Below are 15,251 nucleotides of genomic sequence, written 5' to 3' on the forward strand. Positions count from 1 at the left end.
CCCTGAGCGCATGGGCCCTCGCGTCACCGACGGAGTGGGGGATGCCGCGAGCGGGCGCGCGACGGGATGGGGCCTGCCCGTGACCCCGCGTCTCGCGGCGCGCAGTGATCGCTCAAGGCGCGGGCAAGAGCGCAGCCAGACGCAGCAGCGCGTTGGTGCGCTGCTCGAGCTCACGTTGGGTGCGGCTCTCGGCCAAGGTCAGCGCGGCCTCGGTCAGCGCGCCGATGAGCATGCGACGGAGCAGCGCAGCCTGTACGGGGTCGGCCCCGAGCGGCAGCGTGCCCAGCAGCTCACCCGCGGCTTGCACGACCGGAGAGTCCGCCCAGCGGCTCTTGCCGAGCACGGCTGGCGCGTCGACCAGCACTACGCGCTGGAAGTCTCGTCGTGACAGCAGCGTCAAGCACGCGCGGAAGCGCGCGAGCAGGCCCGCCTTCCCAGGCGGAAACGACGCGTCCTGCAGCACCTCGAGGAGCTGCGCCTCGTGTGCCTCCACCACGGCCTCGAACAGCGCCTGCTTGTTGCCGAAGTAGTGGTACACGGGCCGGATGGTGGTGCCCGCGTCCGCAGCGATCTGCTCGAGGCTCGTCGCGGCGTAGCCCGCGTCGCCGAACAAGCGCGCCGCGCTCCCGAGGACCGCGGCCTGGGTCTCGCGTCGTCGCTCGGCCTGGGTTCGTCTCGGTGCGCTCGTCATGTTGACATATGTAGCGCAATTACATATCTTGGGCAGGTCATGAGCGCAGACTACGCCAAGTGCTTCGCCCCCGCCCAGGTGCGTGGCCTGACCCTCCGCAATCGCCTCATCAAGGCCGCTACGTTCGAGGGCATGACCCCCGGGGGGGTGCCCACCGCGGCGCTCACGCGCATGCACCGTCGCCTGGGCGAAGGAGGCATCGCGCTCACCAACATCGGATACTGCGCGGCGGAGTCGGACGGGCGCATCGACGACAACATGATGTACATGCACGAGGGGGTGCGGGCGCCGCTCGAGCGCTTGATCACCGAGGTGCACGAAACGGGCGCGGCTGTCATGGGCCAGCTGGGGCACGCGGGGACGTTCACCAAGAACCCGCTGTTCAAGGGCCAGCGCCCCCTCGGGCCTTCGCGGGCGTTCAGTCCCATTGGGATCACGGTGGGTCGCGCGCTGGCGGTGGCGATGACCACCGACCAGATCCGCGAGCGCGTGCGCGTGTTCGGGCGGGCTGCGGCGTTCATGAAGTCCGTGGGCTTCGACGCCATCGAGGTGCACTTCGGTCACGGCTACGGCATCAGTCAGTTCATCAGCCCGCTGACCAACAAGCGCAAGGACGCGTACGGTGGCGCGCTGCACAACCGCATGCGCTTCGCGCTCGAGGTGCTGGCCGAGGTGCGCGCGGCGGTGGGCGACGACTTCCCGCTGTTCGGAAAGATCAGCATGACCGACGGCGTGCCCGGCGGCGTCAGCTACGAGGACTCGCTCGAGATCGCGGCCTTGCTCGAGCGCGGCGGGCTCGACGTGATCATCTGCAGCGGCGGCACCAGCAGCTTCAACCCCATGTTGCTCTTCCGCGGCACCAACATCCGCGATGGCATCATGCGCACCCAGAAGAGCGCGTTCATGAAGCTGGGCGTGAAGCTCGCGGGCGGCATGCTGTTCAAGGACTACCCCTACGAGGAGCTGTTCTTTCTGGAGCACGCGCGCCGCATCCGTGAGCGCGTCAGCTGTGGGGTCTGCTACGTGGGGGGCGCTACCAACGGGCCCAGCTTCGAGGCGCTGATGGCCGAGGGCTTCGACTTCGTGCAGCTGGGGCGCGCGTTGCTGTACGACCCCGACCTGCCCAAGCACGCGGCGGCCGACCCGAGCTACGTGAACGGGTGCAGCCACTGCAACGAGTGCGCCGTGCTCATCGAGGATCCCGACGGGATTCGCTGCGTGGAGCGGCCCGACAACTTCGCGTGAGCTCGGCGGTCACTCGCCGCGCGCGGCACGCTGCGCTCGGCACGCTGGGAGCCTCGCCGTGGTGTGGGACAATCCGCGTGGCGAAGCGGACAGCGCGCTAGCCCGCGGCCGCCTCGAGCAGGCGCGGCAGCCGCTCGGCCAGCTCGTCGATGGACTCGGGGCGCACGTTCAGCGCCGGCATGAAGCGCAGCAGGTTGGGTCGCGGCGCGTTCAGCAAGAGACCCTCTGCGTGGGCCAGGCGCACCACCTCGGCGGCCGACGCCTGCGGCAGCTCCGTGGCCATCAAGAGGCCCGCGCCGCGCACGGAGCGCAGCAGCCCGCGCCCCACCAGCGTCTCGAGCGCAGACCGCAGCCGGGCGGACATGGCCTCCACGTGCGCGAGGAACCCAGGCGCCATCACGGTCTCCATCACGGCCTGTCCGACGGCGGCGGTCAGCGCGTTGCCGGCGTAGGTGCCCCCTTGGTCGCCGGGCTCGAAGCACGCGTAGCGCGCGTCGCACAGCATGGCCGCGAGCGGCACGCCCGCCCCGATGCCCTTGCCCAGCGTCATCACATCGGGCCGCGCGTCCTCGCGCTGGTGCGCGAAGAGCGTGCCGGTGCGCCCGACGCCCGTCTGGATCTCGTCCAGCATGAGCAAGACGCCACGCTCGCTGCACAGCTCGCGCAGCTGGCGCAGGTAGCCCTCGGGGGGCACCACCACGCCTGCTTCGCCCTGGATGGGCTCGACCAGCACGGCTACGACGCGCTCGTCGATGGCGTCGGCCACGGCCTCGGCATCGCCGAACGGCACCTTGCGGAAGCCCTGCACCTTGGGCTCGAAGAGCGGCGCGAAGGTGGCCTTGCCGCTCGCGCTCATCGTGGCCAGCGTGCGCCCGTGGAAGCCGTCCGCCGTCGTGATGATCTCCCACGCGCCGCCCCGCTCGCGCTGCCCCCACTTGCGCGCCAGCTTGATGGCGCTCTCGTTCGCCTCGGCGCCGGTGGCGCACAGGAACACGCGCTCGAGGCCGCTGGCCTGCGCCAGGGTGCGGCACAGCGCGAGCTGCGGCGCGTTGAAGTACCCCGCGCTCGAGTGCACCAGCTGCTCGGCCTGCCGCGTGAGCGCCTCCGCGACGACGCTCGGGGCGTGGCCCAGCGCGTTCACCGCCCAGCCCTGGACGAAGTCGAGGTAGCGCGTGCCCGCCGCGTCGAACAGCTCGTCACCGGCGCCACGCACCATCACCGACGACGGGCGGATGGCGGTCTCGAGCACGTGGACGGTGTCGGCGGTGGGTTCCATGGTGCGTGGTCTAGTGCAGGGCGGCGCCCGCGGCTACCCTAGAGGGCGCTTGGCGCCCCGTCCCCGGGCCTTCCCACCTTCGCGCTCCGCACGCGCTTCGCCCCCGGTGGGGCGCGTCACGCGCTCGGATAGGCGGGTATGGACGCCGTGGACTGCGGGGTGGGCTCGAGCAGCGGCTACAGCCAGCCAGGCGGGACGCAGTGAGGGTCCGTGCTGGGGAACTCGTCGCACGTGAGCGGCATGCACCGTCCCGGGGTCGGCGTGCAGGTCGCGAGGCAGGCGTGCCCCGGGTTCATCGGGAGGTTGCTGATGCTGGTGGGCAGCGGCTCGCAGGTGGCGCCCGTGGGGCAGTTCCCGTTCGGCGAGCAGGGCCACACGCACACGCCGCGCACGTCCAGTGTCGTGGCGCGCAGACAGAAGAGGCCCTCCTGGCAGTCCGCGGGCCCCATGCAGTCCTGGTCCCCGTTGAACGAGGTGTCGGGGAACCCGATGCACGCCGTCTCGCCAGCCGTCATGGGGACGACCACACAGCTCTCCAGTCGCGCGGTCGGCACGTCGGGGCCGCTGTCGCAGTCGTCCAGGTCGTCGCAGGGCATGATGCAGTCCATGTCGGGCGAGCACACCCCGTGCTCACCCGTGGGGTCGAGCACCCCGTCCCGGTTGGGGCAATCCGTGCTGGCTGTGCAGGCGATGGAGCATCGACCCACCGACGCGGTATCGAAGGGCATCTCACACTTGCCCGAGGCGCACTCGTCGTCCGCCTCGCACCGGCTGTAGATGGGGAACCCTGGGAAGGTCGGCGAGTAGCAGCGGTCGTCCAAGAGGCAGCGCCAACCGTCGGGGCAGCCTCCGCCGTTGTCGCACACGAACGCGCCCTCCGGGAGCTCGGCGCTGCACCCAGGCGCCGAGGCGGCCGCCAACATCACACACGCGAGGGGCGCCCAGGTGGGCGTCCGCTGGAAGGAACGAGAGACTACCCTCACCACTGCACCTCCAGATGGCCGCCGTTGGGCAGCAGCGACGCCCGCACCGCAGCGCCGTCCGAATCGCGGCCGGAACGCAGGACGAGCACCAGCCCCGTGACGGCGCTGGCGGTGCCCAGCAGGGTCATCACGGTCCCCGCGCGCATGAAGCGTGGGCTGCGGCTCTGAAGCACTGCGACGTCGTCCCAGCGCGTGTTGGCGGGGGGGGCCTCGAGCAGCTGCTGGTCGCGGCGTCCGACGACGGTCAACGCCATGCCCGTGACGGCCACGGCGACGCCGCCCGCCACCAGCGACCAGCCCAAAGGCCCATAGTCCCTTGGTTCGGGAGCTGGGACGCTCGGCGCTACCAGCGCCTCGGCTCGGGCAGGCTCGGCCTCCGTGACGGGAGGCGTGTCCGTCATGGGCCGCGTCTCGGACAGCTCCATCGGCAGCGGCCCGAGCTCGCCACCGCGCACCGTCCATGCGCCACGCACCTGACGGCCGTCTGCGGTGGTCACCACGACCTCGTGTCGACCCGCGGGCACCAGCACGTAGCCTTCTGCGTCCGCTTCCTGTCGTACGGCGTCGACCGCCACCATCGCACCCTCGCCCAGGTGGTCGACGCTGTACCGCGCGATCAGCTCGTTCACGCGTTGAAGCAGGGCTTCCACCTGCGCCCGCTGCTCGGGGTCGAGCGCGCGTCGAGGCTCGGTGAGCGATGCGCTGAGCGCGCGGTGAGCGGCGGTGTAGTCGCGCAGCTCGAAGGACGTCATGCCCTCACCCCGCAGCGCGCGGGCGTTCGGGTACACGCGCTGCGCTTCACGGAACAGGCTCCGCGCCTCGACCCAACGCTCGGCCGCGGACTCGCGCACGGCCTCCTCGATCAGCGCCAGATAGGCGGGCGGGGGCTCGTCGATGTCCCCCATGGGGCTCGGCTGGGCGCCGACGGAGCTGACGCTCGCGAGCAGCCACGCGAGCGCGAGGAATAGGTAGGGCAAGCGGCTCAAAAGTCCTCCACGGAGAATTCTCCGGAGCGGCCGACCGCGCGCATGGCGGTGGCGGCGGCCATCATGGCCGTGGGGTCGTCGATCGTCGTGGGACGCCGCCGGGCGCTCGAGCTGCGACGACCACTCGGCTCGACCTCGTCCGGGTTCGGCTCCGAGTGCGCAGCCGCGTCGTCCGTGGGCTCGGCGCTGACTGCGGTCGGGTGGCCGTCCGTCGCTTCGCTCGACGCCGAGGGGTCCGGGTTGGGTGCGACGGAAGGATCGTCACGTTCCGCGCCCGTCGTCGGCGGGGCGTGTGGTGTCGAGGGCTCGGCCGACACGCTCGTCTGCGTCGTGGCGGGTGAGGTGTCCGGGTTCTCCGTCGGTGCCGGGACCGCCTCACCGAGCATGCGCCACGCCAGCCAGCCCGCGGTCGCCAGGACGGTCAGGGCGGTGCCCACGAAGAGCGCCGTCGGTCGTCGGACCGGGAGCTCCACCACGGACTCCACGTCGGAGTTCCTCGCCACCTCGACGGAGCGCGCGCCGCTGGTTCCTGAGTCACCCGGCGCCAGCCCGCGGGCTCCGGCGCGTCGTGTGGCCGCGCTGGGCTCGGAGTCGACGTCGTTGAGCGTGGTCGCCGACGCGCGTACGGAGGCACCCCCCAGCGCTCGGGTAGGGGGGCCCGAGAGGCGCTCGTCCACGGGGCTCATGTGCGGGCGGCTCGGAGTCAGCGCCGCGCTCGCCATCGCCAGCTCGGCCACCTCGTCGCCCAACATGGATCGGCGTGCGTGCGCTTGGCGCGGCGGGGTGAAGCGAACGCCGTCGGCGAACGGCTCGAGGGCTCGCGCGAAGGTGGCGATGTCGGGGAAGCGCTCCGCCGGATCCTTGGCGAGCGCCCTGAGCACGACGTCGGCGAGCTCCTGAGGCAGCTCGGGCGCGAAGTAGCGGGGGTTGGGCGGGGTGACCGTGGCGATCTCCACGACGAGCGCTTCGTACACGGCCGCGTCGTACGGGAGCCGCCCCGTGAGCGCCTCGTACAGGATGAGGCCCATCGCGAACTGATCCGCGCGCGCGTCCACGCGCCGGTCGCCGCGGATCTGCTCGGGCGCCATGTAGCGTGGCGTCCCCACCACGGCGCCGCTCTGCGTCAGGCCGAGCGCGTTGCCCGACTGGCGCATGGACAACGCGACGCCGAAGTCCAGCACCTTGGTGCTGTACGCCGTGCCGTCCCGGTCCAGGCACACGAACAGGTTGGCGGGCTTGAGGTCACGGTGGACGATGCCCGCCTGGTGCGCAGCTGCGATGCCTTCGAGCGCCGGCATCAGGAGGCCGATGGCGCGCGCCGGCGGGGTGGGGCGGCGGTCCAGGTGGTCGCGCAGCGTCTCGCCCTCGATGAACTCCATCACGAGGTAGACCGCGCCCTGGTCCTCGCCGATGTCCATGATGCCGACGACGTTGGGGTGCTCCAGCGCCCCCATGGTGCGCGCCTCGCGGATGAAGCGCAGGCGCATGGCCTCGTCGTCCGCGAGCAGCCACTTCAGCGCGACGCGGCGCTGCGTGAACTTGTGCTGCGCGCGATAGACCGCACCCATCCCGCCGCGACCGAGGAGGGCCTCGATCACGTACTTCTCCGCCACCACCGTGCCGACGGGTGGCGGCGTCGCCGAGCCGGGGTGCCAAGCCGTCACGGGCGTCTGGGGAGTCACACTGGTCACTCGCCGTTGATCTGTATCACGGACGCTGGGCGGACGGCACGTCCCTGGCCATGGTGGGAGCTTTCTCCATACCTTCGCCTACCCGAGCTCCGCGTCGGCGACACCCGCCGCCAGCGCCAAGATGACGCGCTCGAGTCGCTCCCGTAGCGCGGGGAGGTCCAGCTCGGGCTGAACGGCCAGCTGAAAGCTCAGCCCGTCGATGAGCGCGTGGATGAACAGATAGGTCCATTCGGACGAGCCAGCGGTGGGGAGCCCTTCTTCGGCGCCGAGGCGCAGGAGCTGCCCGCACGCGTCGCGGAACGCGCGGTAGCTGGCGATGGTCGCGTCGCGCGCGGCCGGGTGGTCTTTGGCCAGCGACCAGACCTCGCTCTGGAAGCGCACCTCGCGCTCGACGGCCTGCGACGAGGGAAACGCGGCGTGTACCAGCAATCGCAGCTTCTCGCGCGCACGCAGGCCCGGGAGCGCCACGATGGCCTCCAGTCCTTCGCGCACCTGCTCGTGATAGCGCTCGATCGCCGCGACCAGCAGGTCGGCCTTGGTCGGAAAGTAGTAGGTGACGACGCCCTTGGAGACACCTGCGGCGCTGGCCACCTTGTCCTGCGTCACAGCGTGGAACGCTTCCTCGCCCAGCAGCGCGATGGTCACGTCCAGCAGCTCGCGGCGTCTGCGAGCCTCGAGCTCGGGGTCTTTCGTACGGGCCACTTGACGCGCCAGTCTAGCATCGATATAAACCAACTGGTCGGTCTATTAATTGACCGGAGGTCCGCATGAACCAATTGCAGCTCGTCGACTATCCCGATCCCCACCGCGCCCGCGCGGCGCGGCTACGGCGCGAACACCCCGAGCTCAAGCGGCTGCAGGGGCCCACCTGGTGGACTCCGCCGCTCACCCTGGGTCTCGTCGTGGTCCAGGTGCTCCTCACCGCGTGGGTGTCCTCGCTCGCCCGTTCGCTCGCGCAGCCGGATGCTTGGGGGGTGTGGGGCTGGGCGCTGGTGCCGCTGCTCGCCTTTGGCGTCGGGGCGTTCATCAGCCACGCGCTATACGCCGTCTTGCACGAGTGCACGCACCTGCTGGCGGGGCGTGGCCGCACCGTGAACCGCGTCGTGTCCCTGGTGGCGAACCTGCCCCTCGTGCTTCCCATGGCCATCACGTATGCGCACTTCCACCTGCTGCACCACCGGCACCAGGGTGAGCCCGCCCTCGATCCGGACCTCCCTGGCTCCGCCGAGCACGCCCTCGCGCAGCGCGGTGCGCTCGGGAAGCTCGCCTGGCACGTCAGCTTCCCCTTCTGGCAGCTGTGGCGCACGCGCACCATGCCCCAGCCCCGAGCGCGCGGGTGGCTGGCGCTGAACGTCGCGTCGCAGGGGGTGTTCTGCGCAGCAGTCGCGCTCTTGGTCGGCGTCCCTGGGCTGGTTTACCTGGCGCTCAGTCTGTACTTCACCATCGCGCTCCATCCGTTGGCCGGCCGGCTGCTCCAAGAGCACACCGTCGTCCATGAACAGCAGGAGACCTACAGCTACTACGGCGCTCTCAATGCGATCTCCCTCAACGTTGGATACCACAGTGAGCACCACGATTTTCCGGCAGTCCCCTGGACGCGCCTCCCGGCGTTGCGCCGGGCGTGCGCCGCGCTCTACGACGACGAGCTGGTGAGCCACGGATCGTGGAGCGCGGTGTGGTGGCGGTTCATGACGGACGCACGCCTCGGGCCGCTCGCGCGCGTGGTGCGCCACAGCCGACGCGAGTGAGGTCCATGGGCTTCAGCCTCCGATGGCTCCCGCCCCATGCCGAGCGCTGCGCCTAGGGCTCGCCGCGCTTCGCGCCCTCTTCGAACAGCCCCTTCCCGGGGACGTGATTCACCTCGAGGCGGATGCCGTCAGGGTCCTCGAACAGCACGGAGTAGTACCCAGGAGCCCAAGGCTCCTCGCGCGGTGGATGCACGATCGTCGCGCCGAGCGCGATCAACACGTCGTGTACCGAGTCCACGTCTTCGCGCGAGCGGGCCCGGAGGCACACGTGGTGCAACCCCACGCGCCCTTGGTCGAAGCGCGCGCCCGGAGCGTCGTCCTCGAGGGCCAACACGGCGGCGGACGCGGGCCGGAGCCCGACCGCGGTGCGCCCGCCGACGTAGTAGAGGTACTCGCTCGAGTCCACCATGCGTCGCAGGCCCATGTGGTCCAGCAACGCCACGTAGAAGGGGCGTGAGTGTGGGATGCTGCGCACGGTGAGCATGATGTGGGCGACGCCGTTGATTTCCATGGTCGACGTGAGCCTACCGCACACTGCTTGATATGAGGTGGTGGGTATGGTCGGGTTGGAGGCCTTCTGACCCAAGACGTCCCGGCGACCGTCGCGACCGACCTGGTCAGTGTCTCCGAGTGACGGGGCTCCGCGTCTAAGTGAGCGGCTAGCTCAGGATGTCGGCGCACACGTAGGTCGGGACGATGCCGGTCGACTGGATCTGGATCTCCGCCTGGTGCGCCATCGTGTTGCCGCTGAGGACCAGGACGGTGTCCAGCCCGGCCATCCGCGCGCCGAGGATGTCCGTGTGCAGCGTGTCTCCCACCATGAGCACCTTGTGGTTCTTGGTGCCGGGGCGCGCGCTACGCACCGCCTGAAGCGCATACACGAACATCATCGCGTCGGGCTTGCCGAAGCGATAGAAGGTCTTCTGCGCGATGGGCTGCAGCATGTTCGCGAGGCTGCCCACCGCGAGCGCGACCCCGCCGTCTTTGGTGGGGTAGAGCAGGTCCGCGTTGCCGATGACCACGGGGGCCAGGCTGCGGCGGATCAGGTTGAGGACGTGGTTGATGTCGCGGAACCAGTCGAAGCCCTCGTCGTCGAGCAGCACGATGGCGTCGGGGTCCTCGTCGTCGCGCCACTCCACCAGGGGTACTGCGGTGAGTCCGGCGCTCTCGACGTAGTACGCCGAGCCCGGCTTGCCGAGGTACACGGCGCGCCCGCTGGGCTTCTTGGACGCGACCTGCGCGGCGAGGAAGTCCGTCGCCAGCAGCCCGGAGCTGATGATCTGGCTCGGCGGGATCAGCTCGCCCTCGATGGGGTGCGAGAAGGACTGCGCCATGCGCTCGGGCGACTTGCTGGCGTCGTTGGTGATGACGTAGAGGTCCTTCTTGGCTTGTACCAAGCGCCAGAGGAGGTCGGGCACGCCCTTGAGCACGCCACCGGAGTTCTTCAGCACCCCGTAGGAGTCGAAGAAGATGACGTCGTAGTTGGCGGTGACTTCGGCGAATGAGCGGATCTCGAGGGTCACGCGTTTCCTTCCAGGTACAGCAGCGCCATGCGTTCGAGGGCGCTCAAGAACGCCGCGTCGGCCAGGCGTTCGGGTTGGTCTCGGGCCGCGCTGCGCAAGGCGCCCGCCACCGAGCGGGCCACCAGGAAGGCGGCCATGTCGAGGTCGGTCACGACGAGGGAGGCGCGGTGGACGGCGAGCTGGTCGCGCAGCCAGTGTTCGGCTTGTTCGAGGAACGTGCGGTCGAAGCGCTCGCTGCGGCGCTCGCCCAGGTCCAGCTCACGCTGGTAGGCGCGATAGAACGCGTCGTCGATGCGCAGCAGGCGCCGGTGCATCGCGGCGTTTCCGGCGATGTGGGCGCGCACGGCGTCCGTCAGCGTGCGCGGGCCCGGCCCCGCCTGCGCGGCTTCCCAACCGTCTTCGTACTCGGCGGCAAGGTCTTGCAGCTGCAGCTCGTAGACCTCGGCGATGATGGCTTCCTTGTTGGGGAAGTAGCGGTAGACGGATCCGATGTTCACGCCCGCCACCTCGGCGATGCGATTGGTGTTCAGTGCCGCGGCTCCCTCGTCCACGAGGATACGCTCACACGCCATCGCGATGGCGCGCACCAGCTCTCGTGAGCGCGCCTGCTGCGGCCGGCGCCGGGGTGACAGGGGCTCCCGCTGGGCCATCACGCGCCGCCGTGTCCGAGCGCCTCGACGACCTTCTCGAAGCGCACGGCGTCGAGCGTCGGCAGATAGATGTCCACCGCTTCACGCTGCAGCCGCTGGCAGATGGGGCCCTGAAAGAAGTGCTCTCCTTCGCGGATGACGTAGTTCAGGATGAAGAAGCGGTAGACCTCTTTGAGAAAGAGGATCTCTTCGTCCGCGAGCGGGTTGATGGCGTCGTAGGCGCGCATGAAGCGGATGAAGCGCGGCTCGAGCAGCGGGTCCACCAGGTAGCTGAAGATGGTCTGGTCGCCCTCGGAGCGGACGACGCGGCTGGCGAAGTAGAAGTCCAGCGTGCGCGGCTCGATGCGGAACCAGTCGTAGTCCCAGCGCGTGAAGAGCTTGAAGCCGTCACCGTCGAGGCCGACGCTGAAGTTGCCCGTGTTCCAGTCCACGAGGACTGGCAGCTTCGCGAAGCCGTGATAGCCGAGGTCCTCGGCGTTGTGGAGGAAGCGGTCGCAGTGCGTCTTGAGCATGGACGCGTCCTCGTTGCTGAGGTTGCGCTCGGCCCGGTACCGGGGGTTGCTCAAGCTGTCGAAGAGCTGCGCGATGTCCGAGCCCATGCTCTTCCACGTGGGCGGGATGCGGTGGCAGATCTTCTGGCACTGCAGGTGGAAGCTCGCGAGCTCGGCGCCGAAGGACTCGATCTGCCCTTCGGTCAGCACCTTGGGGAGGAAGTCGTAGATGTCGGTCTTGCCGTAGAAGACTGCCCAGCCGGTGTCGTCACGGTAGGTGAAGGCCTTGCCGTCCAAGGTGAGTACGGGCGCCAGGAAGTTGCCGAAGCGCGAGCCGGAGAGCAGCCGCGTCCACTCGAGGATGCGGTCGTGGTCCTGCCGGAAGTGGACGTAGGACCCGTAGCTGGAGGTCTTGGCGATGAGCTGCTTCTTGTCCGAGAGGGTCACGCGGTAGACCGTGTTGGTGGACACGGTGGCGCTGATGTTCTCGGCCAGGACGATGGGGCGCTCGTCGCCATAGGCTTCCCACGCGGCGGCGAGCAGGGGGGGGATCGACTGGGGGGGCGCGTCGGTGTCCGTCACGGGGGTACCTTACCATCGGTCGCGGCCTCTGTAGCGAGAGCGGGAGCGGGGCCCGCCGCCCGGGCTCGGGTCAGTCCGATTGGTTCGGGTGGGGTTGGTTTGGGCGGGTGTGTTCGGGGTTCGGACGGGACGGTCGGTGGGGCTCAGAAGGTCGCGGGTGGGGCGCCGGGAGGTGGCGCGAGGAGCAAGTCTGTGTGCACGCCGGGGGCGGCGGGGGTGGCCTCGAGGCCTGCGCGCTCGAGTGCCTCGAGCAGGAGCGCGAACGCCTCCTCGACGATGCCACCGGTGACCTCGGCCATCTCGAATGAGCGGGCTCTGGTGACGACCTCGATGGCATATCCTGAGCGCACACTGGTCATTGGTTGTTCGACCAACTTACATGAAGGACTCGGCGAACGCAACCCCTGCCTCGACCGCGTTGCCGACGGGTGATCTGTTCGCTTGTCGAGGGACTGTCCCGTCAGTCGGTGCAGGCGGCGTTCGCGGGGGCGTCGACGTAGGCCTCGCCCAGGGGCGTGAGCTGCCCGTCGGCGCCGAGCAGGTCCACATAAGGGATGCCGGCGAAGCGGCCGGAGAACCAGGCGTAGCGGTGGATTCGGGGCTCGCTCTCGAGGTAGGCCACGGCGTCTTCGAGGAAGGCCACCTGGTCGGCGAAGCTGGTGGCGTCGGTGCAGGCGAACTCGGTGAGCCAGAGGGGCTGGCCGAAGCGCGCCTTGTACGTCTCCACGTGGTCGATGAGCCACTGGGCCTTGTTGTCGCCCGGGGGGTGGCAGCCGACGTAGATGTGGAACGCCACGTGGTCGACGCGGCAGTCGTCGCAGGCGGCGAAGAAGTCGTCGAGGTAGTCGAACGGGTTGGTGTCCTGGCAGTCGCCTCCGCAGAAGTTCACCGCGGGGGAGACCAGGGTCAGGCCGCGGGCGTCGGCGATGGCCTCGACGTCGGGCCACAGGGCCGCGGCAGCCGTCGCGCTCAGGTTCGATTGCTCGCCGAAGTTGGGCTCGTTGAAGCCCAGCAGCGTGGTCGCGCCGGCGGGGATGTTCGCGACCATGGCTTCGGCGTCGAAGGTGCCGCCCCAGACCATGGGGACGTACTCGACGCCGAGGCTCCCGGGTGTGCCGCTGCCCAGCTCGGCGTCCGGCTGGTAGGCCCAGTTGTACCACCAGCGCACCGCGGGCTGGAGGGCGCTCATGTCCGCGTCGGTGTGGTGGCCGTAGGCGATGCCGCGCTTGCACGAAGAGGGAGCGCTGATGGCGCCGTCCGTCCCGCCGTCGCGCGCGTCCTGCGCGTCGGCCGCTCCAGCGTCACTGGGTGACACCCCACCGTCCGAGCATGCGACGGCGAGCAGCGCGGGGAGGATCAGGGCGCAAGGCGCAGTCTTCACACGGGTGTACGTGAACGGTGGCATGCGTTCAGCGTCGCCCGAGAGTGAGCGGTCGTCCATCGCCATTGGCCACCCTGGGGTCGCCAGCGACGAAGGCGCCGTCGCCGGGGCACTGCATTCTCGCCGTTCCATTCATCGCCGACTCTGCTACAAGGCCGCATGCAAGCGCAGTACAGCAGCAAGTTCACCATCCTGATGACCCTCGGGATCGCGTGGGCGTCCTATCGCATCGTGACCGAGCCCCCCAGCTGGCGGGCCGTCCTCATCATGTTGGTGCTCTGCTACTTCGTGACCGACGTGGTCAGCGGGATGCTGCACATCATCCTCGACAACCCCCGTTCGTTGGACATCAAGTTCATCGCGCCGCTGGCTCAAGGGTTCCAGAACCACCACAACGACCCGGAGAAGATCTTTCGGGAGCTGTCGCTCTACCAGCACCTCTATGTGATGCATCTCCCGCTGACGCTGTTCTTCTTCGCGGTGCTCCCGTTCAACAACCCGCTCGTCTTCGTGGGCTACCTCGGCATGGTGGCCATGCTGCACCTCATGCAGATGAGTCACCGCTGGGCACACGTACCCGACGCGCAGCGAGGCACCTTCGTCACCATGATGCAGCGCGTGCGCTTCATCATCCCGTACGCGGCCCACGCGAAGCATCACGTCGACCCGTATGACCACGACTTCTGCATCATGAGCGGCCTCGGCAACAAGCCGCTGAACCTGGCCGCGCGAGCGCTGGGCGTCCGCACCCACGGCTGGATCCCCATCTTCCTCCTGACCTGCACGGTGCCCATCGGCGTGGGCCTGGCCATGCACTATGCGGGCGTATAGAGCACCGATCGGGATCGCTGGGAGGGCCTTCGAACGAGCCAGGGCTTCCACCGATCGCGGACCGTGCGCTAGCCCCTCCTCCTGACCTCGCCCAGGTCCTGTGGGCGTCCGAGATCGTCTACTGCGGGCGGCACCGATGGGGACGAAACGTAAGTCGCCCGTTCTCCCGCGCTTGCGGAGGGGCTCCGAACGCGAGTGGTCGCGCGGAGGCGCAGCGTCCACCCTGTCACGCGAACCCGTCCCGCGACCCGGTCGCCAAGGAGTCTCCCGTGAAGTTCAGCGTCTCCATCGCCATGAGCGAGCCCGAGCACTACATCCCCCTCGCCCAGGCCGCCGAGCGCATCGGCTACCACGCGATCGTGCTCCCGGACTCCATCTTCTTCTCCGAGGAGGTCTCGGCGCCTTACCCCTACACGACCGACGGCAAGCGCATGTGGGGCGCCGAGACGCCCTGGATCGACCCGTTCGTCGGGGCCGCCGCGATGGCGGGCGCGACCAACAGCATCTTCTTCTACACCAGCGTCGTGAAGCTCGCGGTGCGCAACCCCGTGCTGGTCGCCAAGACGGTGGGCTCGCTGGCGGCCATCAGCAACAACCGCTTCGGCTTTGGCGCCGGGCTCGGGTGGCTCCCCGAGGAGTTCAAGTGGTGCGGCGAGGTGTTCGAGACGCGCGGCGCCCGCATGGACGAAGACATCCAGATCCTGCTCAAGATCCTGGGCGGCGGCATGGTGGAGTTCCACGGCGAGCACTACGACTTCGGCAAGATCCAGATGAGCCCCGCGCCCACCAAGCCGGTGCCGCTGTACCTGGGCGGGCACACGCTCCCCGGCCTGCGCCGCGCGGCCAAGTACGGAGACGGTTGGTCGTCGGCCATGCTCCCCAGCAAGAAGATCATCGAGATGGTCAACAAGCTGAACGAGCTCCGCAAGGAGTACGGCACGGACCACAAGCCCTTCGAGATCCAGGCGGTGGTCACCGACGCCTTCACCCCGGACGCCTACAAGCGCCTCGAGGACGCGGGGGTGACCGACATCATCGGCGTCCCTTGGCTGTTCTACGGGGTCCCCATGGCCGGTGGCGACCTGCAGAAGAAGATCGACGGGCTCGAGAAGTACTACGAGAAGGTGGTCCTCCCGACCAACGCCTGACTTCGGCCGTGCGTGGTCGCCGCCA

General features: G+C 69.4%; 16 protein-coding genes. 4 read left to right on the forward strand and 12 right to left on the reverse strand.

Features of this window, described 5'->3' with window-relative positions; all coding sequences use genetic code 11:
- Positions 1 to 112: 112 nt before the first annotated feature.
- Positions 113 to 691 carry a TetR/AcrR family transcriptional regulator gene (locus H6726_20080; protein ID MCB9659959.1) on the reverse strand — a complete coding sequence of 193 codons (579 nt, stop codon included), beginning with the start codon at positions 689 to 691 and terminating at the stop codon, positions 113 to 115.
- A 39-nt stretch (positions 692 to 730) separates the two neighbouring features.
- On the opposite strand from H6726_20080, the gene H6726_20085 reads away from it, so the two are divergent.
- Entirely contained in the window at positions 731 to 1,936 is a 1,206-nt protein-coding gene (locus H6726_20085) for an NADH:flavin oxidoreductase (GenBank protein ID MCB9659960.1), read from the forward strand.
- A gap of 97 nt (positions 1,937 to 2,033) precedes the next feature.
- Here H6726_20085 and H6726_20090 read toward each other — a convergent pair whose 3' ends face one another.
- The 5 genes from H6726_20090 to H6726_20110 form a co-directional block, all read right to left on the reverse strand.
- Positions 2,034 to 3,212 carry an acetylornithine transaminase gene (locus H6726_20090; GenBank protein MCB9659961.1) on the reverse strand — a complete coding sequence of 393 codons (1,179 nt, stop codon included), beginning with the start codon at positions 3,210 to 3,212 and terminating at the stop codon, positions 2,034 to 2,036.
- Between the two features lie 176 nt (positions 3,213 to 3,388).
- Positions 3,389 to 4,195 (reverse strand): hypothetical protein, encoded by an 807-nt coding sequence (locus H6726_20095; protein ID MCB9659962.1) that lies wholly within the window; start codon positions 4,193 to 4,195, stop codon positions 3,389 to 3,391.
- Positions 4,192 to 5,172 carry a hypothetical protein gene (locus tag H6726_20100; GenBank protein ID MCB9659963.1) on the reverse strand — a complete coding sequence of 327 codons (981 nt, stop codon included), beginning with the start codon at positions 5,170 to 5,172 and terminating at the stop codon, positions 4,192 to 4,194. The genes H6726_20095 and H6726_20100 overlap by 4 nt, the downstream gene beginning before the upstream one ends.
- 5 nt (positions 5,173 to 5,177) lie before the next feature.
- Complete coding sequence (locus H6726_20105; GenBank protein ID MCB9659964.1) at positions 5,178 to 6,845, reverse strand: protein kinase; 1,668 nt, start codon at positions 6,843 to 6,845, stop codon at positions 5,178 to 5,180.
- A gap of 105 nt (positions 6,846 to 6,950) precedes the next feature.
- Positions 6,951 to 7,574 carry a TetR/AcrR family transcriptional regulator gene (locus tag H6726_20110; protein MCB9659965.1) on the reverse strand — a complete coding sequence of 208 codons (624 nt, stop codon included), beginning with the start codon at positions 7,572 to 7,574 and terminating at the stop codon, positions 6,951 to 6,953.
- Positions 7,575 to 7,639: 65 nt separating this feature from the next.
- On the opposite strand from H6726_20110, the gene H6726_20115 reads away from it, so the two are divergent.
- Positions 7,640 to 8,620 carry a fatty acid desaturase gene (locus tag H6726_20115; protein MCB9659966.1) on the forward strand — a complete coding sequence of 327 codons (981 nt, stop codon included), beginning with the start codon at positions 7,640 to 7,642 and terminating at the stop codon, positions 8,618 to 8,620.
- 52 nt (positions 8,621 to 8,672) lie between these two features.
- On the opposite strand, the gene H6726_20120 is transcribed toward H6726_20115, so the two are convergent.
- The 6 genes from H6726_20120 to H6726_20145 all read right to left on the reverse strand — a co-directional run bounded on the left by H6726_20120 (position 8,673) and on the right by H6726_20145 (position 13,307).
- Positions 8,673 to 9,131 carry a VOC family protein gene (locus H6726_20120; GenBank protein ID MCB9659967.1) on the reverse strand — a complete coding sequence of 153 codons (459 nt, stop codon included), beginning with the start codon at positions 9,129 to 9,131 and terminating at the stop codon, positions 8,673 to 8,675.
- Positions 9,132 to 9,279: 148 nt separating this feature from the next.
- Positions 9,280 to 10,143, reverse strand: coding sequence for an HAD-IIA family hydrolase (locus tag H6726_20125; protein MCB9659968.1), 864 nt, complete (start codon positions 10,141 to 10,143; stop codon positions 9,280 to 9,282).
- Positions 10,140 to 10,793: a TetR/AcrR family transcriptional regulator gene (locus H6726_20130; GenBank protein ID MCB9659969.1), complete on the reverse strand. Its 654-nt coding sequence runs from the start codon at positions 10,791 to 10,793 to the stop codon at positions 10,140 to 10,142. The genes H6726_20125 and H6726_20130 overlap by 4 nt, the downstream gene beginning before the upstream one ends.
- A complete protein-coding gene (locus tag H6726_20135) occupies positions 10,793 to 11,866 on the reverse strand; it encodes a hypothetical protein (protein ID MCB9659970.1) in 1,074 nt (357 codons plus the stop codon). Before H6726_20135 ends, H6726_20130 begins: the two co-directional genes overlap by 1 nt.
- Positions 11,867 to 12,009: 143 nt before the next feature.
- The gene (locus H6726_20140; GenBank protein MCB9659971.1) at positions 12,010 to 12,165 is read right to left on the reverse strand and encodes a hypothetical protein; all 156 of its coding nucleotides are present in this window, start codon (positions 12,163 to 12,165) and stop codon (positions 12,010 to 12,012) included.
- A gap of 161 nt (positions 12,166 to 12,326) precedes the next feature.
- A complete protein-coding gene (locus H6726_20145; GenBank protein MCB9659972.1) occupies positions 12,327 to 13,307 on the reverse strand; it encodes a glycoside hydrolase family protein in 981 nt (326 codons plus the stop codon).
- A gap of 99 nt (positions 13,308 to 13,406) precedes the next feature.
- On the opposite strand from H6726_20145, the gene H6726_20150 reads away from it, so the two are divergent.
- Positions 13,407 to 14,078, forward strand: coding sequence for a hypothetical protein (locus H6726_20150; protein MCB9659973.1), 672 nt, complete (start codon positions 13,407 to 13,409; stop codon positions 14,076 to 14,078).
- 269 nt (positions 14,079 to 14,347) lie between these two features.
- A complete protein-coding gene (locus tag H6726_20155) occupies positions 14,348 to 15,226 on the forward strand; it encodes a TIGR03619 family F420-dependent LLM class oxidoreductase (GenBank protein MCB9659974.1) in 879 nt (292 codons plus the stop codon).
- Positions 15,227 to 15,251: the final 25 nt, after the last annotated feature.

It is taken from the genome of Sandaracinaceae bacterium, from assembly GCA_020633055.1.
Taxonomy (GTDB): domain Bacteria; phylum Myxococcota_A; class Polyangia; order Polyangiales; family Houyiibacteriaceae; genus JADJJE01.